General features: G+C 62.2%; 25 protein-coding genes and 1 pseudogene. 8 read left to right on the top strand and 18 right to left on the bottom strand.

Translation table 11 applies throughout. From position 1 onward, the window contains the following. Positions 1-90: 90 nt before the first annotated feature. From ACP8ML_RS07550 to ACP8ML_RS07590, 9 genes are all read right to left on the bottom strand, one after another. Positions 91-369 carry an RNA-binding protein gene (locus ACP8ML_RS07550; RefSeq protein WP_004808588.1) on the bottom strand — a complete coding sequence of 93 codons (279 nt, stop codon included), beginning with the start codon at positions 367-369 and terminating at the stop codon, positions 91-93. 2 nt (positions 370-371) lie between these two features. Continuing rightward, on the bottom strand, positions 372-815 hold the full coding sequence (gene rpsP / locus ACP8ML_RS07555) for a 30S ribosomal protein S16 (protein ID WP_016665668.1): 444 nt from the start codon (positions 813-815) through the stop codon (positions 372-374). 204 nt (positions 816-1,019) lie between these two features. Next, positions 1,020-2,183 (bottom strand): amidohydrolase family protein, encoded by a 1,164-nt coding sequence (locus ACP8ML_RS07560; RefSeq protein WP_016665669.1) that lies wholly within the window; start codon positions 2,181-2,183, stop codon positions 1,020-1,022. Between the two features lie 75 nt (positions 2,184-2,258). Further along, positions 2,259-3,845: a signal recognition particle protein gene (ffh, locus tag ACP8ML_RS07565; protein WP_065674195.1), complete on the bottom strand. Its 1,587-nt coding sequence runs from the start codon at positions 3,843-3,845 to the stop codon at positions 2,259-2,261. A gap of 75 nt (positions 3,846-3,920) precedes the next feature. Next, positions 3,921-5,063 carry an alpha/beta hydrolase gene (locus ACP8ML_RS07570; protein WP_065674227.1) on the bottom strand — a complete coding sequence of 381 codons (1,143 nt, stop codon included), beginning with the start codon at positions 5,061-5,063 and terminating at the stop codon, positions 3,921-3,923. Between the two features lie 46 nt (positions 5,064-5,109). Further along, complete coding sequence (gene ftsY / locus ACP8ML_RS07575; RefSeq protein ID WP_117188501.1) at positions 5,110-6,297, bottom strand: signal recognition particle-docking protein FtsY; 1,188 nt, start codon at positions 6,295-6,297, stop codon at positions 5,110-5,112. Between the two features lie 50 nt (positions 6,298-6,347). Continuing rightward, complete coding sequence (locus ACP8ML_RS07580; RefSeq protein WP_016665673.1) at positions 6,348-6,515, bottom strand: hypothetical protein; 168 nt, start codon at positions 6,513-6,515, stop codon at positions 6,348-6,350. Between the two features lie 63 nt (positions 6,516-6,578). Beyond that, positions 6,579-7,211 carry a GtrA family protein gene (locus ACP8ML_RS07585; RefSeq protein WP_486702905.1) on the bottom strand — a complete coding sequence of 211 codons (633 nt, stop codon included), beginning with the start codon at positions 7,209-7,211 and terminating at the stop codon, positions 6,579-6,581. A 343-nt stretch (positions 7,212-7,554) separates the two neighbouring features. Continuing rightward, positions 7,555-7,731, bottom strand: a complete 177-nt coding sequence (locus ACP8ML_RS07590; protein WP_171048531.1) for a zinc finger domain-containing protein — start codon at positions 7,729-7,731, stop codon at positions 7,555-7,557. Positions 7,732-7,814: 83 nt separating this feature from the next. On the opposite strand from ACP8ML_RS07590, the pseudogene ACP8ML_RS07595 reads away from it, so the two are divergent. Further along, positions 7,815-8,378 (top strand): annotated as a pseudogene (locus tag ACP8ML_RS07595) (aminoglycoside phosphotransferase family protein); the annotation flags it as partial. Here the strand turns inward: ACP8ML_RS07595 and ACP8ML_RS07600 are convergent. The 5 genes from ACP8ML_RS07600 to ACP8ML_RS07620 form a co-directional block, all read right to left on the bottom strand. Continuing rightward, entirely contained in the window at positions 8,378-8,677 is a 300-nt protein-coding gene (locus tag ACP8ML_RS07600) for a hypothetical protein (protein ID WP_249361180.1), read from the bottom strand. The pseudogene ACP8ML_RS07595 and the gene ACP8ML_RS07600 overlap by 1 nt on opposite strands. A 39-nt stretch (positions 8,678-8,716) precedes the next feature. Continuing rightward, positions 8,717-9,559 carry a bifunctional DNA-formamidopyrimidine glycosylase/DNA-(apurinic or apyrimidinic site) lyase gene (gene mutM / locus ACP8ML_RS07605; RefSeq protein WP_063279604.1) on the bottom strand — a complete coding sequence of 281 codons (843 nt, stop codon included), beginning with the start codon at positions 9,557-9,559 and terminating at the stop codon, positions 8,717-8,719. After that, complete coding sequence (gene rnc / locus ACP8ML_RS07610) at positions 9,552-10,289, bottom strand: ribonuclease III (RefSeq protein WP_171048532.1); 738 nt, start codon at positions 10,287-10,289, stop codon at positions 9,552-9,554. The genes mutM and rnc overlap by 8 nt, the downstream gene beginning before the upstream one ends. A gap of 10 nt (positions 10,290-10,299) precedes the next feature. Next, complete coding sequence (gene rpmF / locus ACP8ML_RS07615) at positions 10,300-10,491, bottom strand: 50S ribosomal protein L32 (RefSeq protein WP_015582493.1); 192 nt, start codon at positions 10,489-10,491, stop codon at positions 10,300-10,302. A gap of 63 nt (positions 10,492-10,554) precedes the next feature. After that, complete coding sequence (locus ACP8ML_RS07620; protein WP_117188509.1) at positions 10,555-11,115, bottom strand: YceD family protein; 561 nt, start codon at positions 11,113-11,115, stop codon at positions 10,555-10,557. A 212-nt stretch (positions 11,116-11,327) separates the two neighbouring features. Here ACP8ML_RS07620 and ACP8ML_RS07625 point away from each other — a divergent pair, with 212 nt between their 5' ends. The 3 genes from ACP8ML_RS07625 (at position 11,328) to ACP8ML_RS07635 (ending at position 14,570) form a co-directional block, all read left to right on the top strand. Further along, on the top strand, positions 11,328-12,638 hold the full coding sequence (locus ACP8ML_RS07625; protein ID WP_117188699.1) for an ABC transporter substrate-binding protein: 1,311 nt from the start codon (positions 11,328-11,330) through the stop codon (positions 12,636-12,638). Between the two features lie 82 nt (positions 12,639-12,720). After that, the gene (locus ACP8ML_RS07630) at positions 12,721-13,677 is read left to right on the top strand and encodes a carbohydrate ABC transporter permease (protein ID WP_117188512.1); all 957 of its coding nucleotides are present in this window, start codon (positions 12,721-12,723) and stop codon (positions 13,675-13,677) included. Beyond that, positions 13,674-14,570: a carbohydrate ABC transporter permease gene (locus ACP8ML_RS07635; RefSeq protein ID WP_065674202.1), complete on the top strand. Its 897-nt coding sequence runs from the start codon at positions 13,674-13,676 to the stop codon at positions 14,568-14,570. Before ACP8ML_RS07630 ends, ACP8ML_RS07635 begins: the two co-directional genes overlap by 4 nt. A gap of 94 nt (positions 14,571-14,664) precedes the next feature. On the opposite strand, the gene ACP8ML_RS07640 is transcribed toward ACP8ML_RS07635, so the two are convergent. After that, positions 14,665-15,672: a LacI family DNA-binding transcriptional regulator gene (locus ACP8ML_RS07640; protein ID WP_065674229.1), complete on the bottom strand. Its 1,008-nt coding sequence runs from the start codon at positions 15,670-15,672 to the stop codon at positions 14,665-14,667. 209 nt (positions 15,673-15,881) lie between these two features. On the opposite strand from ACP8ML_RS07640, the gene ACP8ML_RS07645 reads away from it, so the two are divergent. From ACP8ML_RS07645 to ACP8ML_RS07655, 3 genes are all read left to right on the top strand, one after another. Beyond that, entirely contained in the window at positions 15,882-18,218 is a 2,337-nt protein-coding gene (locus ACP8ML_RS07645) for a TIM-barrel domain-containing protein (RefSeq protein ID WP_117188514.1), read from the top strand. Positions 18,219-18,288: 70 nt separating this feature from the next. Next, positions 18,289-21,372, top strand: coding sequence for an alpha-mannosidase (locus ACP8ML_RS07650; RefSeq protein ID WP_117188516.1), 3,084 nt, complete (start codon positions 18,289-18,291; stop codon positions 21,370-21,372). Then, positions 21,369-22,595, top strand: a complete 1,227-nt coding sequence (locus tag ACP8ML_RS07655; protein WP_117188518.1) for a glycoside hydrolase 5 family protein — start codon at positions 21,369-21,371, stop codon at positions 22,593-22,595. The genes ACP8ML_RS07650 and ACP8ML_RS07655 overlap by 4 nt, the downstream gene beginning before the upstream one ends. A 67-nt stretch (positions 22,596-22,662) precedes the next feature. Here the strand turns inward: ACP8ML_RS07655 and coaD are convergent, their stop codons facing one another. Beyond that, positions 22,663-23,139: a pantetheine-phosphate adenylyltransferase gene (gene coaD, locus ACP8ML_RS07660; RefSeq protein ID WP_065674206.1), complete on the bottom strand. Its 477-nt coding sequence runs from the start codon at positions 23,137-23,139 to the stop codon at positions 22,663-22,665. Continuing rightward, complete coding sequence (gene rsmD / locus ACP8ML_RS07665; protein WP_117188520.1) at positions 23,136-23,729, bottom strand: 16S rRNA (guanine(966)-N(2))-methyltransferase RsmD; 594 nt, start codon at positions 23,727-23,729, stop codon at positions 23,136-23,138. The genes coaD and rsmD overlap by 4 nt, the downstream gene beginning before the upstream one ends. Before the next feature lie 167 nt (positions 23,730-23,896). Here rsmD and ACP8ML_RS07670 point away from each other — a divergent pair, with 167 nt between their 5' ends. After that, positions 23,897-24,319, top strand: a complete 423-nt coding sequence (locus ACP8ML_RS07670; protein WP_004808626.1) for a pyridoxamine 5'-phosphate oxidase family protein — start codon at positions 23,897-23,899, stop codon at positions 24,317-24,319. 63 nt (positions 24,320-24,382) lie between these two features. Here the strand turns inward: ACP8ML_RS07670 and ACP8ML_RS07675 are convergent, their stop codons facing one another. Continuing rightward, positions 24,383-26,602, bottom strand: a complete 2,220-nt coding sequence (locus ACP8ML_RS07675) for an ATP-dependent DNA helicase RecG (RefSeq protein ID WP_249361196.1) — start codon at positions 26,600-26,602, stop codon at positions 24,383-24,385. Positions 26,603-26,624: the final 22 nt, after the last annotated feature.

Consider the following 26,624-nt stretch of genomic DNA (forward strand, 5'->3'; position numbering starts at 1 on the left):
GTGTCGAACACGACAAATGGGCCGCAGCCCCACCTAAGCGGGACCACGGCCCATATTGCCAATTGATTGGCGTATCAGAGAATTGGCGGCTCAGTGACGACGGCCACGGTGCTCGGAACGGCGTCCCGAACCACGGCGATCGACGTCGACGAAGTCGATCCTGATCTGCTCATCACCGGCCAGGGCATCGATGACCGTGCGCAGCGAGGAGGCCGTACGGCCCTGACGACCGATGACCTTGCCGATGTCGGAGGGGTTGACACGCACCTCGAGCATCCGGCCGCGTCGCAGGTCCTTCTCCCGAACCCGGACATCGTCGGGATTGGCGACGATGCCGGAAACGAGGTGTTCCAGGGCGTCGGCGAGCACGATCAGGCCTCAGCCTTCTCGTCGGACTTCTCCTCGGCGGCCGACTCAGCAGCATCCTCGGCAGCGGGCTCCTCAGCCTTCTTAGTGATGGCCTCGCGCGGGGCCTCATCAGCCTCGGCCAGAGCGGCGTTGAACAGGTCATCCTTGTTGGAACGCTCAGCCTGCGGGGTCACACCAGAGGCCGAGGTGTCACCAGTGAACTTCTGCCAGTCACCGGTGCGCTTGAGCAGGGCGACGACGGCCTCGGTCGGCTGGGCGCCGACGCCGAGCCAGTACTGGACGCGCTCGGAGTCGATCTCGATGACCGAGGGGTCGTTCTTCGGGTGGTACTGGCCGATCTCCTCGATGGCACGACCGTCGCGCTTGGTGCGCGAGTCCATGACGACGACACGGTAGTGCGGGGTGCGGATCTTGCCGAGACGCTTCAGACGAATCTTGGTAGCCACGTGTGTGGTATCTCCTGTAGTGAGACGCCCGGGATGAAACCCGGGAAGTTACGGGTGAGCGCGGATTGCGATGTGGGGACACCGTAACCGAACTCGGATGGAACCGTCCGCCGGCTAGAGAGGGCACCGAACGGACAGAAGCTCTCGGTATTGTGCCACATCCAGAGCGTCGACGCGAGTCCGAGCCCCTCCTCCGGCTACCCGTCACCGAATGACGACTCGCCCCCTCAGCAGGATGTGCATGGGAGACTCCAGGACTCTGACGTCCACCCTCGGGTCGCGATCGAGGACGAGAAGGTCGGCGGAGTCCCCAATCCCCAGTTGCTCGCCGCCCAACCAGGCCCGAGCTCGCCAGGATGCTGCCCCCAATGCCATCTCCGCTCCTCCAACTGCGGCCAACAACCGCACCTCCGAGGCGATCAGACCGTGTTCGATGGTGCCGCCGGCGTCAGTACCTGCGTAGATCGGAACCCCGGCATCGACGGCCTTGCCGATGGTTTCCATCCGGTGAGCATGCAGATGACGCATGTGGGCTGCGTAGGTAGGGAACTTGGCGTCGGCCTGGGCTGCGATGGACGGGAAGGTCTCGATGTTGACCAGGGTCGGGACGAGTCCGACCCCGCGCTCGGCCATGGTGGCGATGGTCTCGTCAGTCAGGCCGGTGCCGTGCTCGATGCAGTCGATGCCTGCGTCGACGAGCTGGGCCGGAGCCTCCTCGGAGAAGCAGTGGGCCGTGACACGGGCACCGAGTTCATGAGCACGATCGATTGCTTCCTTCGCGATGTCAGCCGGCCACAGCGGCGCCAGGTCCCCCTCAGCACGGTCGATCCAGTCACCGACGAGCTTGACCCAGCCGTCACCTGTGCGAGCCTGACGATCTACCTCGGCGACGAGGTCTTCCGGGTCGACCTCGGCTGCGTAGTTGCGGATGTAGCGCTTGGGACGAGCGATGTGACGTCCGGCGCGGATGACTCGAGGCAGGTCGTCGCGATCATCAATCCAATGGGTGTCACTCGGGGACCCAGCGTCGCGAATGAGGAGGGTGCCGGTCCTCGTCTCGGTGCGAGCCTGTTCCTCAGCAGTCTCCTTGTCGACGGCACCATGGCCGTCCAGCCCGATGTGGTTGTGAGCGTCAACCAAGCCCGGGATGATCCAACAACCGTCGGCGAGGGTGCGAGCACCTGGCAGTGGACCCTCGACAAGAACGCCGTCGTGAACCCATAGCTCACGCTCCTCCACGTCGGGCAGCACAACTCCCCGGATCCGCAGATCCTCGGCAGGAGCAGTCTGGGCCTCAGGAGCTACGTGCGTGTGCGTCCACCCGTCATGGGTATGAGTGTGGAACAGCGGCTGGGTGTCTTCATCCATGCCCTCATCGTGGCACGAGGCTGCAGAAGACGAAACGTCAAACCCACGACCTCGTGAGGCATTGCCAACGTCAGATCAGCGCGGACCCTTGTTGGTCTGGTTGAACATCTGCTGCATCGACGGCGGCATCTTGAACTCGCTCATCGCCTTCTGCAGATCTTCCTGGCTCGGCTGCTGCTGACCGGGAACGCCGAATGCCTCGCCGCTGTTGTGATGCGGCTTCTCGGCTGCCTGACGGGCCTGGGCCGCGCGCTTCGCTGGGTTACCAGAACCCTTGCGGTTCTTCTGCTTCTTCTTGGACTGCTTGGAGCCGCGTTTGGCCATCGACCCCATCATGCGGCCAGCGCCCGGACCCATCATCTGGCCCATCTGGCTCATCATCTTGCGGGCATCGACGAAGCGGTTGACGAGGTTGTTGACGTCGCGGACCTCGACGCCGGAGCCCTTCGCGATACGGGCGCGACGCGAACCGTTGAGGATCGAGACGTCGGCACGCTCTGCCGGGGTCATGGCACAAATGATGGCCTCGATACGGTCGATCTCCCGCTCGTCAATGTTCTCGATCTGATCCTTCATCTGACCGACGCCAGGCAACATGCCCATGATCTTGGACATCGGCCCCATACGACGCATCTGGCGCATGAGCCCGAGGAAGTCGTCGAGGCCGAATTCCCCCTTGCCGGCCATGAGTTTGGCCGCAGCGGCTTGAGACTGTTCCTGGTCGAAGGCCTTCTCAGCCTGCTCGATGAGGGTGAGCATGTCTCCCATGTCGAGGATGCGTGAGGCCATCCGGTCGGGATGGAAGACGTCGAAGTCCTTGAGCCCCTCACCGGAGGAGGCGAACATGATCGGCTTGCCGACGACCCGGGCGATGGACAGGGCGGCACCGCCACGGGCGTCGCCGTCGAGCTTGGTGAGGACGACCCCGTCGAAGCCGACCCCTTCCTGGAAGGCCACCGCGGTGTTGACCGCGTCCTGACCGATCATGGCGTCGACGACGAACAGCGTCTCGTCAGGATTGGTGGCCGTCTTGATGTCGGCAGCCTGGGCCATCATCTCGGCATCGACGCCCAGACGTCCGGCGGTGTCGATGATGACGACGTCATAGAGCTTGCGTTGGGCCTCGACGACGGCGTCACGGGCCACCTGGATGGGATCGCCGACACCGTTGCCGGGCTCAGGAGCGAAGACATGCACACCAGCCCGCTCACCGACGACCTGCAACTGGGTGACCGCGTTGGGACGCTGCAGGTCACAGGCGGCCAGCAGCGGCGAGTGCCCCTCTTCCTTGAACCACCGAGCAAGCTTGCCCGCCAGGGTCGTCTTACCGGCACCCTGAAGTCCAGCAAGCATGACGACGGTGGGCGGGGTCTTCGCGAACCGGACGGTGCGGGTCTGACCGCCAAGGATCTCGACGAGCTCCTCATTGACGATCTTGACGATCTGCTGAGTAGGGTTGAGCGCCTTCGACAATTCCTCATCGTGACAGCGTTCCTTGACCGCCGCAACGAATTCCTTGACGACCGTCAGGTTGACGTCGGCCTCGAGGAGGGCGATGCGGATCTGGCGAGTCGTGGCGTCGATGTCGGCATCGGTGAGACGCCCCTTGCCACGCAGTCCTTTGAAGGTGGATGCGAGGCGGTCCTGGAGAGTGTCGAACACGGTTGTCCTTCAGCGCGCTAGTTCCTTACCGGGACAGTTTACCGTCCCGGTCTGACATGATGATTCAGAGCGAGGTCACAGACCAAACTGGCCCAGCCATTCCAGACACTGCTGGACGTAGGGCATGTACACGATGTTGCGGTGCCCTCCTCCGTGCAGCACGATGAAGGTGAACTGCTGGTGACCCTTGGCGAGTCGATGGAACTGTCCACCGTCAGGTCCAACCTGGCCGTCAATGATCGCGGGTTCTCGCCCCGGACCCCAACTCTGCACGTCGCTGCGATTGAGAACAGACAGGAATCGCACGCTGCGGTCGACCTTCTTCTCCTTCACCCTACGCACCACTGAGTTATCGTCAATTAGCGGCTGAGTGACGCTGTTGAGAATCGCCCCTTCGAAAGTGGGGTGATAGTACCCGCCGATTCCGAATCCAGCATTGAAAGTCTTCGGGTACTTAGTGGTGAGGTTAGCCGAGCAGTATCCGCCGGAGCTCCACCCACTGATGAAACGGGATCCCCGCTCGTGACCCACACGGTAATGCGACTCGATTTGGGGCATGACGGTCTTCATGATCCACGACTCGTGGTAGACCGGGCCGACGTCAACGCACTCGCTGTCAATGCCATTACGAATTCGACCGGGCAGGAAGACGATGACGAACGGATTGATTTTCTGTCTCTTGACCAATTCCCGAGCGGGTGTGATGAGGTCCATGGAGACATTGCCATGGTCACCAGTGTCGTTGACTCCCCCGTTGTAATACAGCACCGGAAAACGGGTGCCCTGCTCCGACTTCTCGAAGTACTGCGGTGGCAACCACACCGGGACGTGAGAGTACTGAGGGTCCGTGCCAGGCATCGTCAACCCCACCAGCTGCCCGTTGGGATGCGGATTGTCCTTGCTGACAGGGATGTCCTTGACCTTGGTACGGCGGATCGGGACAAGATCGTGGACCGGACCTGCCGGCTCGGCCTCGCCGAGCAGGTCTGACCAACTGGTGAAGAACCCGTATTCACGATTGATGTGGAGGAAAGACCCCACGATCAACAGCGCCTGGGCCACCAGGATCACCACGAAATGACCCAGCCCACGCAAGGCTTTGCGCCACCAACTGCCCGTGCCCCGCACAGCATGCCATGTGGCGAAGGCCAGCGGTAGCGCGAAGGCCGCGATGAGGACAACAGCGCACAGCTCAGGGCTGAGAATACTGACCATCATGCGGCAACAGACGACAACAACGCACCGGTCACCAGAGGATTTCTCGTCAATGGCCAGCAGGCTCATCGCCCATGAGACCGGTGACGAAGTCCTCGGCATCAAAGGGGGCCAGGTCGTCAGGGCCCTCGCCTAGTCCGATGAGCTTGACCGGAACGCCCAGCTCGCGCTGCACCTGTACGACGATGCCGCCCTTAGCAGAGCCATCGAGCTTGGACAGCACGATGCCGGAGACGTCGACGACCTCGGAGAAGATACGAGCCTGGGTGAGACCGTTCTGGCCGGTGGTCGCATCGAGAACGAGTAGGACCTCGCTGACGGGGGCGAGCTTCTCGATGACGCGCTTGACCTTGCCCAGCTCGTCCATGAGACCGGCCTTGGTGTGAAGACGGCCAGCAGTGTCGACGAGCACGACGTCAACGTCTTCGTCGATACCGGCCTGAACAGCTTCGTAGGCGACCGAGGCGGGATCAGCCCCTTCGTCCTTGCGGACGGTGCGCACGCCGACGCGCTCCCCCCAGGTTTCCAGTTGCTCCCCAGCTGCGGCGCGGAAGGTGTCTGCGGCACCGAGGAGGACCGTCTTGCCCTCTGCGACCAGGACGCGGGCCAACTTGCCGCAGGTCGTCGTCTTGCCCGTGCCATTGACTCCCACCATGAGGACGACTGCCGGCTTACCCTCCGCATGATCGAGGTTGATGGACCGATCCATGTCTCGTCCGACAAGTTCGACCAGCTCGTGGTGCAAGATCCCGCGGGCCCGGGCCGGGTCGGAAACGCCGTCAATCGCCAGTTCCGAGCGCAGCTTCTCGACCAGTTCCGTGGTCGGGCCCACGCCAAGATCAGAGGTGATGAGGGTGGTTTCGAAGTCATCCCAGGTGTCGTCGTCGAGCTTGTCGGCGCTCAGGAGCTCTGCCAGACCACGGGCCAAGGCGTTGTTGCTGTTGGCCAGACGGCGACGGAGTCGTGCCATCCGCGAGCCCGCAGCCTCCGGAGTCTCAACCCTGGGTTCGGACGGCGCCTCAGGCTCGGTCGCAGGAGCAGGGGCCGCGGTCGCACCAGCCTCAGGCTTCTCCTCACCAGTGGCCTCGGGTTCCTTGGTCGGGGTCGGCTCAACCTCCGCAGGCTTGGAACCCTCGCGAAGCGCCTTACGTCGTGAGATCCCAGCGGTGACGGCGGCAACCACCGTCACGAGGACGAGGATGCCGAGAATGATCCAAATCAGGTAAGTCAGGTCCACGTCCGCCGATACTAGCCGCTCACATCACGGCACCAAGGATTCGCAACGCCTCAACGGCGTCGGACACCACTGAGATCCTCCCCGACCCGGGTGGCAGCATGACGCCAGAAACTCGCATCGGGATCGTCACCAGGATGGCGCAACCCAAACATCACCACGGCACAGACGCCCAGCGCGACCGCCAGGATAAGAATCATCGCGATGATGAAAACGACCATCCGAGCACGACCTTTCCGTCAACGGGGTACCGAAAATTCAGGGTACCTGATGCGAGGCGTCTCTCAGACGTGCTGACGCGCCTCGGACGAGTCGTCCGCGTCAAGATTCTCCGGAGAAACAGTGGGACCCACCATGGGAACCTCACCAGAGTGCTTGACTGCGCGGAACGTCCACAACTTGTTGACGACGAAATTGATGGGCATGGTCACGCTGATGGCGAAGATCTGCGACCAGTACTCACGAGAGTGGAATCCCTTGCTCTCGTGGAACCACGGCTCGGGGAGGTAGATCGGGGAGGTTGGATTGGTGAACAGAATCTTGATGAACATGCCGATGATCGCTGCCACGGACCCCACGGCGAAGAAGGGCCAGAACTCGCGCCACCAGCCGCGGCGGCGCTCCCGCTTGAAGGTCCAGGATCGGTTGAGCTGGAAGTTCGTGACGTTTGCGACCACAAAACCCACCAACCAGACGAGGCTGGTGAAACGGAAGTTCCATCGTGTACCCGCCAAGTTAAACAGGATGTCCTGGGCATGCTCGGTGCCACCATTCAACTTGTTCATGATGATGGCAACGACGATATTGACCACGAATCCGGAGCCACCCACGATTCCGAATTTCAAGAACTCGATGAAGTGACGCTTCTTGATGCGTCGTCTCGCAGGTACAGATGGGTCAATGATCACCCGCGACATGATATGCCCGACAAGGAGGGGCCAAGAAATGGGTGTGCCCATCAGCAACACCCGAAAGCGAAGACAACACGTGCGATTGTGGAGGCTTGATCCTGACAGGCCTGACCGACGAAGTCACTGAGCGCGGCTACTGCTTTGGCCGTACGAGGATCACATCCGATCCAGCGCCATGAAGGTCACTCACCGTAACCTCTGAACAGCTCGATTACGAGATGGAGCACCTTCGTGCCAAGGTCACCGCCAGATCACCGGCGTGGCCTCCCCACCTCGACGCGCCGCGACCTCGCCCACTGTTCGTCGTCGTACCAAGACCTGTCGAGGTCTGGGAACGGACATGACCGGGTCACCGACGCGAGCGCTGACACCGGGAGCACCGGTGCGACGACCTGTTCGCGAAGGACTCCCGAACGATGACGGTGCCGCAACATCGACACTCCTTGCCCTGGCTTCCGTACACGTCAAGGGTCCGATCGAAGTAACCCGACTTCACGACTTTGTGACGCTGAGGTCGTCGACGCATACTGATCTGTGCCGGACATCATCGGAATCCAGCGTTGTCACGATTCAGAAGTCAGTAGCCTCTGAATCGTGACGACAAGAGGGATGTCGATACGATCCTGCGATCAAGGCGAGTTGGAGCCAGTACTGAATGCCCTCGAACTGAGCGACCGACAATTGCTGGGAAAGTACATCGATCTGGGCTTTGAGAAAGAGTACAACGTCTACCTCGCCGCAGGAAACCCGCGGCTAGTGGTCAAACTCAACGATGGCCAAGGCGTCGTCTACGAGCGATGGCTTGAAGGGCAGCCCGATCTGCCTGTGCCTCAGTTGCTCGGAACCGCAGTTGTAGACGGCCACACGTGGCATGCGTTCGAGGAGCGAGGCGGCGAGGATCTCCAGTGTCTGCGCAGGGAAGCTACAACCGCCGCAGGGAAGAGTTTGGCAGGCCTCCATGCACGGTTTTGGTCAGAGTCCCCCGCCACGAACGTCAACGGAACCAGCGCCGAGAAATTCGCTCTGGTCGCAAAACATCTCCCCTCGCTGTCCTTAGCCCTCACCGAACTGGCTGATCGCGCGGCGAGCGCACCATCGACGTTGTGCGAGGACGCTCTGCTTCCGATGAATGTGCTCTGGGATGGGCATGACGCCACAATCATCGATTTCGGTCATGCTGACATCAGCCCGTACTTCGGCGATCCCGCACGATTCGTTGCTTTTGGCAAAAGCCCGAAGGTGGCTACTACGTTCAGCCGACAGACGCTCGCGAAGAGTTTCTCACCCAATAGTTCGAGATCATCCGCTCTATGCCGGGAACAACTCTCGACCGAGCGCGCTTCGACCGAGACATTGCGCTCGGCGAAATCGCCGAGTTGTCCCTCGTCCTCGCTACACACATCCGGCGAACGACGAAACTCGCTGATGTTGCCTCGCAGCCAGAGTTTGAACGCGTCCTGCAACTTGCCCACACCCTCGGGTAGAACACGGTCGCCCCGCGCTCACCGAGGTCAACGCAACTGCTGGCATCTCGGACACCGGAACGAGCTCCGGTTCATGAAGTGCTCCCGCACCATCGGCGTCCCGCAACGCTTGCACGGGAGCCCCTCCCGTCCGTAAGCATCCAGCGAGCGGTCGAAGTACCCCGACTCACCATTGACATCGACGTACAGGGCATCAAAGGATGTCCCACCCTGGGTAATCGCCTCGGACATCACCTCGCGCGCTGTCTCCAACAACTCCACAGCCTTGCGCTGGCTGAGGCGCGAGCACGGGGTCTCCGGGTGACGACGAGCCCGCCACAGGGTTTCGTCGACATAAATGTTGCCGACACCGGATACCAGTGTCTGGTCGAGCAGGCTGCGCTTGACGGTCGACCTGCGTGCGCGCAGTCGTCGCGCAACCTCATCGACGTCAAAGGAATCCTCGAAGGGATCAGGGGCAATGTGGGCGACCGGCCCGGGCACACCGTCAATCAGCGGGGCGAGAGTAAGTCCGCCAAAGGTGCGCTGATCCAGAAAACGTAGGTCACGGTCGTCACCAAGGCCAATGACAACACGGGTATGGCGATGCCGTGGGGCTTCCCTGTCGACGACACGGAACTGTCCGCTCATCCCCAGGTGGGCCAGCATCGCCGTGCCGTCGTCGAGGACGAACCACAGGTACTTGCCCCGGCGATTGATGGCGGTGAACTGGCGACCAGTCAGAGTCGCCTCGAAGACTCTGGCTTCTTCCGAACCACCGGTTGGGCGCAACCCGCGGACATCGACGACGTCGACCCGCTCGACGGCCGAGGGGATGACGAGACTCTCGAGTCCGGCTCGTACTGTCTCGACCTCAGGAAGCTCAGGCACCGGTGCGGGGAGGGATCAGTGCGGCAACCGCAAGCTGGGCCGCTCCCTGCTCGGCCTCCTTCTTGTTGTGGCCGGTGTAGGCAGCGTGCAGCTTTCCACCCACTTCTGCCCTGGCACGGTAGCGGCGATTGTGGTCCGGGCCAGATCCGACGATGTCGTATCGCGGAGCCTCAAGCCCTTGCTCAGAGCAGTACTCCTGGAGAACTGTCTTCCAGTCGGTGCCGGCTCCGGATCGATCCGCCTCGTCAACGAGGGGATCGAAGAGATGATGGACGAGGCGCAGGGCGTCCGGCAACCCCGAGGACAGCTCGACGGCACCCAACAGGGCCTCGGTGGTGTCGGCCAGGATCGACGTCTTGTCGTGGCCGCCGGTACGTTCCTCGCCCTTGCCCAGCTTGATACGCGGCCCGATGCCGAGGCGACGGGCCAACCGTCCCAAGGACACCGTGCTCACGACGGCTGACCTCAGTTTGGCGAGCTGACCTTCCGGTTTGTCCGGGAAGGCGCGGTAGAGGTAATCGGTAACGCCGACCTCGAGGACGGCGTCACCGAGGAACTCCAGCCTCTCGTTGGTGGGAATCCCACCGTTCTCAAAGGCATAGGAGCGATGCGTGAGCGCGAGATCAAGGAGTTGGGGGTCACATCTGATCCCCAACTCCTTGAGAAGACCCAGGAAAGGCCACTCCCCGTACTCGGGTGAACTGACGTTCTGGTCCTTTCGTGCGCTCACGGTGCTGATCTCAGACCTCGGCAACCTGGCGGCGATCACCACGCGGGCCGTACTCGCCGCACGCGGGACATGCGGTGTGGGGCAGGTGCTTCTCACCGCATGCCGGGTTGGCGCAGGTGACGAGATTGGTAGCAACCGTCTTCCATTGCGAACGACGGTGCCGGGTGTTGCTGCGGGACATCTTCCGCTTCGGGACGGCCACGATCTTCTCCTTGGTGTGCTTCAGATGTGGCATCCGTATGACACGGACGCCGTTGGGGAACGTTCAGGACTTATCCGAATCATCCTCGCTGACAAGCCCTTGCAGAGCCGCCCAGCGTGGATCGATCCGATCCGGATGGTCATGGTCCGGGTCATCGTTGAGGTTGGCGCCGCAGTCTGGACAAAGTCCCTCACAGTCGTCGCGGCACAGCGGGCTGAACGCCAGGTTCAGCACCACCGCAGCACGGACGACAGGGTCAAGGTCGATCGTTTCCTCGGCACTGACCCGACTGGCGTCCTCCTCAGCCTCCTTGTCCGGGTGGAAGTACAGCTCCTGGATGTCAAGGACGAGATCCTCCTCGATGGGATCCAGACAGCGAGAGCACTCCCCCTTCAGGGTGGCTTCGACGGCCCCGGTGACGAGAACTCCTTCACCCACCGATTCCAACCGAAGGTCGAGATCGAGAGGGGAGTTCTCGGGAACGCCGATCATGTCGACACCGAGATCCGCCGGAGCGGGCACCGTCCGTTGAATCCGGGTCATCTGACCCACCTGCCGACGCAGCGAATGGGTCTCGATGACGAGATCCGAGTGTGCGTCGGGGTGGCGATGGGTGGTATTCATCGCAAAGATCCCTTCGACCGGTGGAACACGACGAGGTCATGACCGACTTGCCACTGTACAACGGAGATCGACGCCAGACCAAAACTGTGTGTCAGCTTGACTGTGCACGCCGTTTCAGGCACTCTGAACTAAAGCGTATTAGTTCGCTGGGGTTCGACACCGACGCTGGAATCGGATCCCGCTGGACCCCCTTCAAGGAAGAAGTAGAGAGCATGGCAAACCTCACCATCGGCCGACGTCAACTTCTCGGTGGTACGGCCGCACTGGCAACTGTCCTAGCTGCCAGCGCATGCGGCATGAACGGATCGGGAGATAAGCCGTCGAGCCAGACATCCATCGACTTTTCCGCCAAGCTCGAGGGCAGCATCCAGTTCCAGACCTGGTCGCTCAAGAACGAGAAATTCACCCCGTACTTCGAGAAGCTCGTCAAATCCTTCGAGAAGGAGCATCCCGGCACGACCATCAAGTGGATTGACCAGCCGGGTGAGGGCTACGAGGAGAAGGTCCAGCAGCAGGCCACCGCCGGTCAACTGCCCGACGTCGTCAACATGCCCCCGAACTTCGCATGGCAGCTCCTCAAGGCCAACAAGGTCATGGACCTCAAGAAGGCCGATACCAAGACCATCGACACATACACCAAGGGCGGCATCGATGCTTACACCTTCGATGGTCACGACGGGGTCTACGGCTACCCGTGGTACCTCGGCACCGACCTCAACTGGTGGAACACCCAGGCCTTCGAGAAGTACGGTCTCGATCCCAAGAAGCTGCCGACCACCCTTGACGAGCTCTACGAGCAAGCCATCACCATGGCCGAGAAGTCCGGCGGCAAGATGCCCCTCATCTCCACCGCTCCAACCCTCGGCGATCTCGCAGCCCAGGACGTCGAGGTCTTCAAGGACGGCAAGTTCACCTTCAACACCGACAAGGCTGTCAAGATCATCGAGAAGTACGTCGAGCTCTATGCCAAGAAGGCCATGCCGCCGGAGGTGTTGCAGAACAACTACCTGGGCAACTCAAAGCTCTTCATCCAGGGCAAGGTTGCCTGGACCACCGGCTCGGCCTCCTTCCCGATCGACCTCAAGAAGGACGCCCCGAAGCTCGCTCCTCACGTCGCGATGACGAAGCGCATCGGCGTTCCACCTCTTTTCGTCCAGGGCATTTGCATCTCGAACGATTCCAAGAACCCGAACTTGGCGCTGGCTTTCGCCAAGTACGTCACCAACAACGCGAACCAGGTCGAGTTCGTCAAGCTGGCCCAGGGCTTCCTGCCCGGCACCAAGGAGGCCAACGAGAACCCGGAGTCCTTCACCTCGGTCATCGATGATCCACAGATGAAGAAGGCTGCCGAGGCCCTCGCGGAGGAAATGAAGGATGCGCAGATCGGCGAGCCGATGGCTTACACCGACGCCATGAAGACCTACGTCGGCCAGCAGATTTCCTCGGCCATGCGTGGTGACATCAAGGCCAAGGACGCCCTCGACAACGCCGTCAAGTACTGCAACGACCACATCGCGAAGTGATCCTCAGCCGGCCCCGCTCCCCATGCGGGGCCGGCTCACCTCCCCGCTGACAACGCCCCTACTCCGCCAAGGATCTGCGCCCATGAACTCCCACCGCTGGTACACCCCGTGGTTGTTGGTGGCTCCGGCAGTCGTGTGGACCGTCGTGTTCGCCCTCTACCCCTTCATCAACACGATCATTCTGTCCTTCACGAACACCCGGCCCCTCGTCGGCGGGGAGTTCATCGGCTTCGACAACTACGTCGAGCTGTGGCACGACGACATGTTCTGGAATGCCATGGCGACAACCTTCATCTACGTCATCGTGTGCATCCCACTGTTGACGATCCTGCCGTTGCTGTTGGCCTTGCTCGTCGAGAAGAAGATCCCCGGGATCTCGTTCTTCCGTACTGTGGCGTACTTCCCGGTGATTGCCTCGGTCGTTGTCGTGGCCCTCATCTGGAGCTGGATGTTCGACTCCCGTGGTCTCATCAACCAGTCCCTGCAGTGGATGGGTGTCGCGAACAGCTCCATCCCCTTCCTTGTCGATCGGTGGAAGCTGTTGGGCTGCGCGATCCTGCTGACGGTGTGGAAGGGCCTCGGGTACTACATGATCGTCTACCTCGCGGCCCTCGGAAACGTCGACCATGACCTCCATGAAGCCGCCGCCCTCGATGGCGCAAGCAGCTTCCAGCGGTTCCGCAACGTCACCATCCCCGGGATCAGGCCGGCCATGGTTCTCATCACCGCTCTCATTGCGGTGTCCGGGATGAGGATCTTCTCCGAGCTCTACGTCCTCACGAATGGAACTGGTGGCCCAGGCGGTGAGGACTCCAGTCTCGTCATGATCATCAAACAGGTCGGTACCGGTCTGTCCGGACAGCTCGGCTATGCGTCGGCCCTGTCAGTCGTGCTGTTCTTCCTCACCCTCATTCCGCTAGCAACCATCGGTTGGGCGAACAACAAGGACCTGCGGTCTGGCCACAAGCCCAAGCAGGCTGGCCGCCGTGCCCGCCGGGCAGCAGCCGTCCAGGCCGCCACGAAGGAGACGATGGCATGAGCACCTCCAGCGCAACTCGTCCTGCCAAGCAGAAGCCGTGGCGTAGCCGGCGGGCATTCGACCCGACCCGCCCTACCCTTGCCGGACTCATCGGGCGGTACATCCTGCTGATCTTCGTCGTCATCATCTCGGTCGGCCCCTTCCTGTGGCAGCTGTCCACCTCCCTCAAAGGCGTCAGCGAGGACGTCTACTCCTTCCCGCCCCATCTCATCCCCCAAGACTTCAGCGTCGACGCCTACCGTCGCGTTGCCCATGTCGTCCCGATCTTCAGTTACGCCTGGCATTCGGTCATCGTCGCCGCTGTCTGCGTCATCGGCAACGTCGTGCTGGCCTCCCTGGCCGGTTATGCACTGACCTGCATGAAATTCCGCGGCAAGAAGGTCGTCATGGGCATCCTGCTGTCGGTCCTCCTACTTCCCGGTGAGGTCACGCTGACCAGCCAGTACCTCGTCATCAAGGGCATGGGCCTGGCGAACACCCTGGCCGGCGTCGCCATCCCCGGTATCGTCGGTGCCATCAACGTTCTCCTCATGGCCACCGCCTGTCGGGCAGTCCCTCCGTCGGTCCTCGATGCGGCGACCGTTGACGGAGCCAACACATGGGACAAGATCCGGCACGTGGTCTGGCCCAACATCAAGGGGATGGCCTCGGTGGTTGCGGTGTTCTCCTTCATCGGGGCCTGGGACGACTTCCTGTGGCCATTGGTCGTCCTCAACGATCCTGACAAGTACACCCTGACCGTCGGCATGCAGTACCTCAGTTCAACGATGTCGACCGACCCGCGTGAGGTCGCAGCCGGAACGATCATCGCCCTCATACCGATCATCGTCGTCTTCGCCTCGATGCAGAAGGTCTTCTTCCGTGGCGTGGAGAGCGGTGGCGTGAAAGGCTGAGCGACCTACACCCAATTCAGGAGACGGTCAGGACCAGAAGGGTTCCGACCGTCTTGTCGTTGGCCCATTCCAATCTCCCGGGGCAGCCAGACGTTCAGAGCTGCCCTGTGGAACCCCGGACGACAAGTTCAGGCGGCTGCTCGGTGATGTCCTCCACGTCCTGGCCATCAATGATGCTCATCAACATCGCGACGGCGTCCCTACCCAGAATTGACGGATCACGACGCAGAGCGGTGATTCCGGGCGGTATCACTCGACATGTCGGGGAATCCTCGAAGGACACGACGGAGACGTCCGCAGAGATCCGTAACCGGTGCTGCGTCAGGGAGGTGATGCCTCCCAGAGTCAGTACTTCATTGTCATAGACGATGGCGGTGGGACGGTCAGGCCTGGAAAGAAGAGCGCTGGTCTCCTGAATTCCGGACTGCTCGGAGTAGTCGCTGGCCGCTGCCTCGATGACGACCACTCCGCGACTCTCCGCCTCCTGGGCGAAGACCTGGCGTCGGACCATGCTGTGCTCGAGGGTCGGGTCACCGCCGATATAGGCAATGCGACGATGCCCTTGGTCGGCCAAATGGTTGACAATGCTCCGCGCAGCAGTGGCGTCATCGATATGGATGCCGGGCAACGGGGTGTCCTCCGTGGCTCCGACGACGGTGCACGGCATGTTGATCTCCGACATGAGGGACCACCGCGGGTCATTGCGGGCCGGGTCGACCAGGACGACACCGTCGACACGATGCTGAGCCCACCACTGTCGATGGACCTCACACTCCTCCTCAGGAGAGCCCACCAGCTGCAACACCAGGGCGGTTCGAGCAGGAGTGAGAACCTCCTCTATCCCCGCGATGAGGTGCAGGAAGAACCTTTCCCCGGCGAAACTGCGATCGTCACGGGCGATAACGAGACCGACGGCACCGGCTCGGTTGACCGACAACGCCTTCGCGGCGACGTTCGGACGCCATCCCATGTCCTTGGCCACAGCCTTGATACGAGCTCGGGTGGCCTCAGAAACTCCAGGCTTGTCATTGAGGGCAAAGGACACCGCGCCCGGCGACACACCGGCGACTCTGGCGATGTCCTTGATCGTCGTCCTGCCCATGAAGCCACGGTCCCTTCCGGAAGCATGAATGCCCTGATGGGCGCAGGTCACAAGGCATCCTCGCCCGGGAGCACATGGCCTTCACCCGCGCAGCATCATCCTAGGGCCAAACCGGAGAATAGGTAAAACGTTTCAGCGATACCTTCACGATGACCTCCAGAGCGGTTCATTAGCTATTAGGGTGGGAGTCCCCAACGCTGGGAGACGCCATGCCTCAGACAACCTGTCTTGCCACAGATCACTACCGCATAACCCTCATCACCGATCGACTCATTCGCTGTGAGTGGCGCGACGACCCTACGGAGCCCTTCGAGGACCGACCGACACAGGTGGTCGCGGACCGCACGCCCCACGAGGTCACCAACACCATTGATGAGGAGAATGGCCATATCGTCATTCGAAACCGGTATTACGAGCTTCGCTACGACGGCATGGAGTTTTCCCCGGAAGGGCTGCACGCCTCGATAACGAGCGTCGGCAATTACCACGCCGTGTGGCACTGGGGCGATGACCCACTCTCGCAAACCCCATTCGGAATCCCCACCAATTTGGGCGGGACCGCTCGCACTCTCGACTGCATCGACGGCCGTTGTGACATGGGCGCAGGTGTGGCGAGTGCGCAGGGATGGGCCGTCCTCGATGATTCTCATTCACTCGCACTGGAAGATGATGGATCCACCCGATGGCCTCAACCGGTACGTCGGTACAACCCAGCTGATTCCGGTGGCAAGGATGTCTATCTCTTCCTCCACGGCCATGACTACGCTGCTGCAGCCGCCGATTTCTACCGCATCACCGGACCGCAACCGGTTATTCCGCGATGGGCCCTGGGCAACTGGTGGTCTCGCTACCACGCCTACAGCGCCGACGAGTACGAGGCCCTCATGGATCGATTCGAGGCGGACGGAATCCCGCTGTCGGTGGCCGTCATTGACATGGACTGGCACCTCACCGACATCGACCCAGTTCTGGGACATGGCTGGACTGGATACACATGGAATCGAGAACTCTTCCCCGACCCTCGTGCCTTCCTTGCCGGTCTTCACCAGCGGGGATTACGGACCTGCCTCAATCTGCACCCGGCCGATGGCATCCGTCGCCATGAAGAGTGTTACCGACAGGTCGCCACTGACATGGGAGTCGATCCGGACTCGGGCGATCCCGTCCCCTTTGACATTGCCGATCCACACTTTGCCACGGTGTACGTCGATGACGTCCTTCATCCCATGGAGGACGAGGGAGTCGATCTGTGGTGGGTGGACTGGCAGCAAGGACAGACCTGCTCGGTACCCGGACTGGACCCACTGTGGATGCTCAACCACGTTCACCACATCGACTCGGGACGCCCCCGCCCGGATGGCCGTCGCAGCCCGCTGACCTTCTCGCGTTACGCGGGACCTGGGTCTCACCGTTACCCCATTGGTTTCTCGGGCGATTCCGTCATCTCCTGGGAGACTCTGGACTTCCAGCCCGAGTTCACGGCCACCGCCTCCAATATCGGTTACGGCTGGTGGAGCCATGACATCGGTGGGCACATCTTCGGGGCCCGCGATGACGAGCTCATGGCTCGATGGGCGCAATTCGGGGTGCTCTCCCCCATCAATCGACTGCACTCGACCAAGAACGAGTTCGGGTCCAAGGAACCGTGGCACTACTGCGCAGAAACCGAAATGGTCATGACGCAGTGCCTACGAATGCGTCACCGTCTCATCCCGTATCTGCACAGCGAGAATTTGTCGGGCCATCGCGACCTGTGCCCTCTCATCCGACCTACCTACTGGACTCACCCGGAGTGGGAGGAGTCCTATGTCGATCGCAATGAGTACTGGTTCGGCAGCCAGCTCTTGGTGCGGCCGGTCACCAGCAAACGCGACCCCGTCACGGGACTCGCGACCACGCGTACTTGGTTACCCCCTCTCAGTGATGGTCTTCGGTGGGTCGACCTCCTCACTGGGCTCACCTACTCGCCACAGCGTTTCGTCACCATGTCTCGCACTATCGACGAGGTTCCTGTCCTTGCCAAGCCTGGAACCATCATTCCGACTGCCACCGACCCGCTGGCCAGGGGAGATGTGACGACCGATCTCACCTTGGTCGTCGTCCCGGGCGCTGCCGGCCACTTTGACTTGCTTGAGGACGACGACAGCCTGCGGACGACTCCTCTCGACCTCGACTCCGATGGACGGCTGCGAATCGGTCCATGCGAAGGTCCACGCACAGCTGTGATGCGACGATGGCGCGTGAGCGTCCACGCAGGAGGGCGTCCCGTCACGATTGATCTCGGGCAGCATCGTCTGGACGAGGTCGTCGAAACCACCATCTCGGTCTCGTCAGACTGCGCCGATGACCTCATGACGAGAGCCATCACGCTCATCGATGATGCTCAGATCGAATTCACCACAAAAACTCGCTTGGCAGACCTGTTGCGAAGCGGCCGTCCTCCCCTCGAGCTCACCGCAATGCTGCTGGCCGAGGATGCGTCCGAACCTCTTCGCAACGCCCTGTTGGAGATCGTCTGGGCACTCCCTTCCGAGCGAGTTGACTAAACCGTATTAGTAACTACACTTCAATTCTGAAATTATCCGTTGTCAATGTCGCAACCGCCAGGGACTCCCCATGCATGATCACGCCCCCATTCTTGACGGTCGGGTGCGCCGTCATCTCGCTGAGAAGATTCGCCCCGCCGAGACCACCACGGTGTGCCCACTCGACGTCGAGTGGGCTCCCGTCACTGACACCACCGAGGGACCGAACAGTCGCCCCGGAGTCCGCGGCCAGGGAGAGCCCATCTCGATCAGCGAGGGGCTGTCGCTGAGCTATGAGCCGTTCCGGGTGGGAGACAAGTGGGGCCCGCCATGGGGAACGACCTGGCTCCATCTCATGGCCACCGTTCCGCCGGAGCATCGCGACGATCATCTCGAGATGATCGTCGACCTCGGGGGCGTCTGGGACTCCCCAGGGTTCCAGTCCGAGGGCCTCGTGGTGCGTCCGGACGGGTCGGTCATCAAGGCTCTCAATCCGCGAAACACGTGGATTCCCGTCGAGATCGACACGGAAGGTCACATCGACATCTACGTCGAGGCTGCCTCCAACCCGATCCTGTTGGCCCAGCCTCCTTTCCAGCCAACCGAGGATGGGGATAAACTCACTGCCTCGACTGACGCCTACTACACCCTCAAGCAAGCTGATCTCGTCGTCGTCCACGACGAGATCCGCGAACTCATCGCTGACATCATGACCTTGTCCGGTTTGGCTGCCCAGCTACCGGAGGATTCTGAGCGCCGGTGGGAGATCCGTCGTGCTCTGGATCGTTCCATGGACAGAATCGATCTCTTCGACGTTGCCTCCACAGCATCAGCTGCTCGCGCCGAGTTGGCCCCAGTCCTCGCTCGTCCTGCCCACGACTCTGCCCAGACGATGACGGCCATCGGCCATGCCCACATTGACTCCGCCTGGTTGTGGCCGCTGCGCGAGACCCGACGCAAGGTCGCTCGAACCATCTCCAACCAGCTCAATCTCATCGAGAACGACCCCACCCATCTCTTCGCCTTCCCTGCTGCTCAACACTCGGCCTGGCTGGAGGAGGACCATCCTGATCTCTTCGCCAGACTGCAGAAGGCAGTCGCCGACGGCCGGATCATCCCGGTTGGAGGTATGTGGGTGGAGTCTGACGCCAACCTGCCTGGTGGTGAGGCGATGTGCCGTCAGCTGCTGTACGGGCAGCGGTACTTCATGGAGAAGTTCGGCCACCACTGCCCCGAGGTGTGGCTGCCTGATTCCTTCGGTTACTCGGGAGCCCTACCGCAGCTGGCCAAACTGGCTGGCGCCCAGTGGTTCCTGACCCAGAAGATCTCGTGGAACCAGGTCGACAAGTTTCCCCACCACTCCTTCTGGTGGGAGGGAATCGACGGCACCCGCATCTTCACCCATTTCCCGCCGGCTGACACCTACGGTTCTGACCTCTCGGCTCGTGACCTCGAACACGCCCGGTCCAACTTCCAGGACAAGGGCCGCGCCAATTCCTCCTTGGTGCCCTTCGGCTATGGAGATGGCGGCGGTGGTCCCACTCGCGAGATGCTCGCCCAGGCCCGTCGTGTCGCCGATCTTGACGGATCCCCCAAGCTGGCCATCGAGCCTCCGGCCACGTTCTTCAGCCGCGCCGAGGCCGAACACGAGGATCCGGGCGCCTGGGTTGGGGAGCTCTATCTCGAGCTGCACCGCGGCACATTCACCAGCCAGTACGAGGTCAAGAAGGGCAACCGTCGCAATGAGCACCTGCTGCGCGACGCCGAGCTGTGGTGCGCCACCGCAGCCGTACGCGGCCTGATGGACTACCCCGGTGAGCGGTTGGCCGAGATCTGGCGGACCATCTGTCTCTACCAGTTCCACGACATCCTGCCTGGATCGGCGATCGCGTGGGTGTATCGCGAGGTCGTCGCCGATCACCGGCGCATCTCTGACGAACTCACCGAGCTCATTCACCATGCCCAGGAGCTGCTAGCCGGAGAGGGTGACGAGCAGGTCGTCTTCGATTCTTCTCCGATGACTCGTCCGTGGGCTTCCACCGTGGCCATGGGGGCCGGAGTTGCTCCGACAATTGCCCACGGGGTTCAGGCTGAGGATGCGGCTGACGGATTCGTCGTCGACAATGGCCTGCTGCGTCTTACCGTTGACGAGCACGGCCTCATCACCCACCTCGTCGACCCTGCTTCCGGTCGCGATGCCATCCCGGCTGGTCAGCGTGGCAATCTTCTTCAGATTCACCCTGACTTCCCGAACATGTGGGACGCGTGGGACATCGATCCCTTCTACGCCAACAACGTCACCGACCTGGATGATGGCAGGGCCACCATGTCCCGCAACGGTGATTCCGTGACCATCAGCGTCACAAGGACGTTCGGGGATTCCCGCGCTACCCAGTCGCTGACCGTGAATCCGGGAGATCCGCGCGTCAAGGTGCGCACCCATGTCGACTGGCACGAACGAGACAGTCTGCTCAAACTGTCCTGGCCGGTGGACGTCCACACCGATCACGCCGACTACGAGATCGAGATGGGTCACATCACCCGTCCCACCCACACCAACACCTCGTGGGATGCCTTCCGCTTCGAGGTTCATGCCCATCGCTGGGTGTACATCTCCGAGCCCGGATTCGGCGTCGCCATCGCCAATTCCGGCACCTATGGGTGGAATGTGTCCCGCCATCCCAAGGACAACGGCGGCACATGGTCGGTGGCCCGCGCCTCCCTTCTCAAGGGAGCCCGATACCCCGACCCGCGCGCCGACGAGGGAGAGCATGACTTCTTCCACACTTTGCACGTCGGAGCCGATCTCACCGATGCCGTGCGTGACGGGTATGCCGCCAACCTGTGCGTGCGTCGTCGTCAGGGATCGCCGGTCGATCCGCTGGTCAGCGTCGAAGGCATTGCGGTAGAGGCCGTCAAATTGGCTGAGGATGGCTCTGGTGACGTCATCGTCCGGCTATACGAGCCCTACGGGCGTCATGTTCACACCACGATGACGGTGGGCTTTGATGCCACGTCCGCCGTTGAGTCCGACCTGCTCGAGGACCCCCTTGAGGACAACCCGCACGCCCAGGTCGGTCCGTCAGTCATCACCGCTGGCCTTGCTGACGACACCATCGGTCTGTCCATGCGCCCCTTCCAGGTTGCGACCTTGAGGTTGGGACGCAACCGATGAGGATTGGCGTCAATCACACACCGTCACAGGGATGGTTCCACAGCTGGCTTGACCTCGATATCGATGCGGCACGACGCGATTTCGAAGCAATTGCACGACTGGGCCTCGATCACGTACGAATCTTCCCACTGTGGCCGTTGTTGCAGCCCAATCGCGGTCTGGTGCGTCCCCGCGCCCTCGATGACGTCGTCTCCGTCGTGCGCGCAGCTGGCGAATTCGACCTTGAGGTCACCGTCGACGCCCTCAACGGCCATCTGTCGAGTTATGACTTCCTGCCCTCCTGGGTGGTCACATGGCACGAGTCAAATCTCTTCACCGATCCGCTCGTCAAGGCTGGCCAGACCGAACTCATCAGCCAACTGGCAACACGCCTGCGGGAAGAGCCGAACGTCACCGGTATGACGGTGGGCAACGAGTTCCCGCAGTACGCTGCTCTGGCCCCGGGGCACCATCATCCGACGCGCAGCGGGTGCACCGTCGATGAGGCCCAGACGTGGCTGGAGACGATGCTCGGGACCATGCGGGACCAGTGGCCGGACGGACGGTTCTGGTTCGGGTTCGACGACGACCTCTGGTTCGTTGACGATCATCCCTTCACCCCGCGTCACGCCGTCACCCTGGGCTCATCGACGACCATCCATTCCTGGGTGTTCGCGCAGGTCGGACCGCACTTCGGGGAGGGACATCCCGCCCTCACGTGGTTCCCACGCTATCTGCTCGAACTGGCCCGGGCCTGGAGTCCCGATCCCCACCGTCCACTCTGGCTGCAGGAAATTGGTGCGCCTCGCAGCCATGTTCCCGACGACCGGGCAGCGGACTTCGTCACGTCGTCCCTGGCCTCGGTGGCCACCACCCCGAGTCTGGAGGCGGTGACATGGTGGTGCTCCCACGACGTGTCAGACCAGCTGTTGGATTTCCCGAAGCTGGAGTATTCGCTCGGCCTGTTCACCAACGACGGCAAGCCAAAGCCGGAAGCCCTGGCCATCTCGGACGTGCTGCCCGATTTGCATAACGCTCAGCCCCAGGAACAGGCCGATGAGCCGCTGGAATTCAGCGCGGACTGGGCCACCGGGGCGGGACGGTCGGTGTCTTTCCCCATGGGCGATCTCTTCGCCCGATGGGTTGATGAAGCCATACAGACCGGACGAGCACCCAGGCTCGTCTTTCATCCCACCCATGCGCTCACAGGCCGAGAGGCCCTCGCCGGTGCTCTAGCCCGCTGACCTGTGCGACTGCGACCTCATGCTCGACACTCGGAGGCCTGGACCATGGCCCAAGGATCCCCGGTCGTCAGGAGCGCGGGAACCTCTCTCGCAGCGCGGCATCGACGATAGCTGGCACGAACTCTGAGACATTGCCCCCATTGCATGCCGCCGAACGAATCATGGAGGAGCTGATCGTCCCGAATTCGCGCCCAGCCGGCAGCAGGATTGTCTCGATCCCGCTCATGGCCTTGTTGAGGTGGGCCATCTGGAGCTCGTAGTCAAAATCCCCACCAAAGCGCAGGCCACGAATGATCGCGTCAGCCCCTTGCTCGGTGCAGAAGTCGACGAGCAACCCGTCGACGAGGGCGACCTCGACACCCGGGATGTCAGCGACGGCATCCCTGACGAAGGCCACCCGCTCCTCCATGGAGAAAATGCCATTCTTGGCCGAGTTGACCGCCACCCCGACGACGACCTCGTCAACAAGCTCGGCGGCTCGCGTCACGATGTCGACGTGGCCGAGGGTGATGGGGTCAAAGGATCCTGAAAAAACTGCTTTCACTGCTGCTCCATGGGCTCGTGGTTGCGCTGGGCATAGTAGACGACGGTTTCACCGTAACGAGAGTTCCACGACTCAAACCCTTCCGGGACGTGAGGCGGTCGGCTGCGGCGCGACCTCTCCACCACGATCAGTCCGTCATGGGCCAGGGCGTTCTGAATGGTGGCGTCGATGAGGCCATCCATGACGTCGTCGGCCAAGTCGTAGGGCGGGTCGAACCAGACGACGTCAAAGATCTGCCGGTTGTCGGAGAGAAATGTCGATACCGTCTGGGCGACCACCTGAATCCGCAAGCGCGTGGTCCGGGCGTTCTCCTTCATGACATGACACGCCGAGCGGTCCCGGTCGACGGCAACGACCGTCGATGCACCGCGACTGGCAGCCTCGAGGGCAACTGCTCCGGACCCAGCGAACAGGTCGCAGAAGGCTTGCCCGGCCAGCTGGTCCTCGGGAGCCTCATCAGATGTTCCGTTCCAGGCTGCCAACGCAGAGAAGACAGCCTCGCGCACCCGATCGGTCGTAGGACGTGTGAGCCGCCCTGACGGAGTGGTCAGACGCTGTCCGCCAGCACGACCCGAGATAATCCTGCTCACCCCTCCAGGCTAGCGGTTTCGCCCGATCACGCCCGCATCGTCGCCGTACCCATTGCATCCACTCCTAAACCCCTCGACATGGTCATGTGGCGAGCCATCCTCACCAACATCGGCAACTTTGTGCCGGTCGGCTCCCGAAATGGGCCGTGTTCAGGAAGAATGGCCCCATGATCAATGAGGAGAACCCGATCACCGAGGTCCCGGAGGACAGCTGCTGGGGCTACCTTGACACGGCTGAGGTCGGCCGCCTGGCCACCAGCGTCAATGACCAGCCCGAGGTATTCCCCGTCAACTATGTCGTCGACGGGCAGAGCATCGTCTTCCGCACCGCCGCTGGAAGCAAGCTTGAGGACATCGTCACCAACAACCGTGTGGCCTTCGAGGCCGACGGTTGGACCGAGGAGACCGGCTGGTCGGTCGTCGTGCGCGGCAGCGCCGAGGTCATCACCGACGAGGCCGAGCTCGCGCTGTGCGACAAGATGCCCCTGCTGCCGTGGGTGCCGACCGTGAAGCGCAATTACGTGCGTGTCCAGGCCGATCAGATCACCGGCCGTACCTTCGCCTTCGGTCCGGAGCCCAAGGACAACTGACAGACCACTCATGAAGGTCCGGATCGTCGTCAACGTTCCGGACCTTCGTCACGCCTGGTCAGCTCATCCCTGTTCCATGAGATCGCCCTCAGCCAGCATCTCCGTCGCGGTGACAACGTCGAGCAGCCGGGGATCCTCGGGCTCCTCTCGCACCCACTGTTCGGCGAGATCCTTGGACGCAGTGACGATCTCGGCGTGGTCGAGCACCCGCAACAACCGCAGTGGCGAGGAATACCCCGACTGGGAGGATCCGAGCACATTGCCCTCGTGACGCTGGGCCAGGTCCAATTCGGCCAGCTCAAAGCCGTCACGGGACGATGCCACTGCGGCAAGCCGCTCACGGGCCGTCGATCCGGGCAGGGCCGTCGTCACCAGAAGGCACAGGCCCGGCAGCTTTCCTCGCCCGATACGTCCGCGCAACTGGTGCAACTGGGAGACGCCGAAGTGATCGGCATCCATGATGACCATCATGGTGGCGTTGGGGACGTCGACGCCGACCTCGATGACCGTGGTGGAGATGAGGACCTGGGACTCGCCGTCAGCGAAACGATCCATGACGGCCTTCTTCTCATCGGCGTCCAGCCGAGAATGGAGGACGTCGATGCGCAGTCCTGCGAGCGGACCGGAGGCCAGCTGAGGAGCGATCTCCTCGACCGCAGCCGTCGGCGGGCGACCACCCTCGACGTCGTCAGCGTCATCGCTGCTGATACGAGGACACACCACGAAGACCTGATGCCCGGCCTCGCACTCCTCTCGGATGCGCTCCCAGGCGCGGGTGAGCCACGAGCGGTGGGCTGGCAGATCAACCACAGTGGTTTGGATGTCGGCACGTCCTGACGGCAGTTCTCGCAAGGTCGACACCTCGAGATCACCGAAGACCGTCATGGCAACCGTGCGAGGAATCGGCGTTGCAGTGAGAACGAGCTCGTGAGGTCGAGCACCATCACCAGTCGTCAAGACACTGCGCTGCTCGACGCCGAAGCGGTGCTGCTCGTCAACGACGACCAGACCGATGTTGTTGTAGATGACCTTGCCCGACAACAGGGCATGGGTTCCGATGACAATTCCGGCCGCTCCCGAGGCGATGTCGGCCAAGGCGGTTCGAGTTCCAGCCGTCCTCATCGAACCGGTGAGCAGCGCAACTCCGGTGGAGTTCTCTGGAGCGTCGAGGCCACCGCCCGCGGCCAACTCGTCCATCATCCCGGTGATCGTGGCGTAATGTTGCTGGGCGAGAACCTCGGTGGGTGCCAGCAGGACGGCTTGGTACCCAGCGTCAACGACTTGGAGCATCGCTCTCAAGGCCACGAAGGTCTTACCGGAACCCACCTCCCCCTGCAGCAGTCGGTGCATGGGGTGATCGGAAGACAGGTCAGCGTCGATGGCCCGGCTAATGTCGTCCTGGCCTGCCGTCGGGGCGAACGGAAGCCTCGACTCAAAGGCTGCCAGCAGGCCGTCATCACGACGTCGACACACCGGCGCGTCATGACTGTCGGCATTACGTCGACGCACCGCCATCGTCACCTGGGTGGCGATGGCCTCCTCCCACACCAGTCGCTCGGCACCGCGAGTGGCTTCCTCCACCGAATGCGGGTGATGGATGGCGTGGTAGGCCTGCCACAGGGTCGGCAGATCAGCCTCCTGACGCAGCCATTCGGGCAGAGTGTCCTCAAGTTCGGGGGTGGACTCGAGCAGCATCGACTCCACCGAGGCAATCTCCCAGGTGCGCAACTTCGAGGTCTGCGGGTAGAGACCGAGCAAACCGTGACGCTGCACCTGCGCAGCCATCACCTTGCCCTCCTCACGGCCCGCCACGACCTTGCCGTTGCGGTCGATCATGACGAAGTCGGGGTGAACGAGCTGCGGGTTACCCCGGAATTCCCCCACCTTGCCGACGAAGATGCCGTGAGTGTGGGCAGAAAAAATGCGTTGCCAGTAGGACACGATGTGGGGTTTGCCGAAGAAGGTCACCGGCAGGCGTGCGTTGCCGTCGGACAGCATGACTTCCAGACGTTGACGCGGTCGCCTCTCTCGACCTGTCACAGTCTTGTTGGTGTGAACCTCGACTCCGACGACGTCGGCCACCAAGGCGACTTCAGTGTCAGCGACGAGGTGGGACACATCCGTGGTTTCGGTACCAGTGAGGTAGCGACGTGGAAGGTGACCGAGGGCCTCGCCGACGGTCTCGACGTGCATCGCGGCGAATGCTTTGGCCGTCTTGGCCCCCACCGCCTCTGCCAGAGGGCGGTGAAGTTCCTGCTGGGTGCGGGTGTGCCACCTGGTCACTGCATTCACAGTGTCACCGTAC

It is taken from the genome of Cutibacterium sp. LaCa_255 (assembly GCF_057458005.1).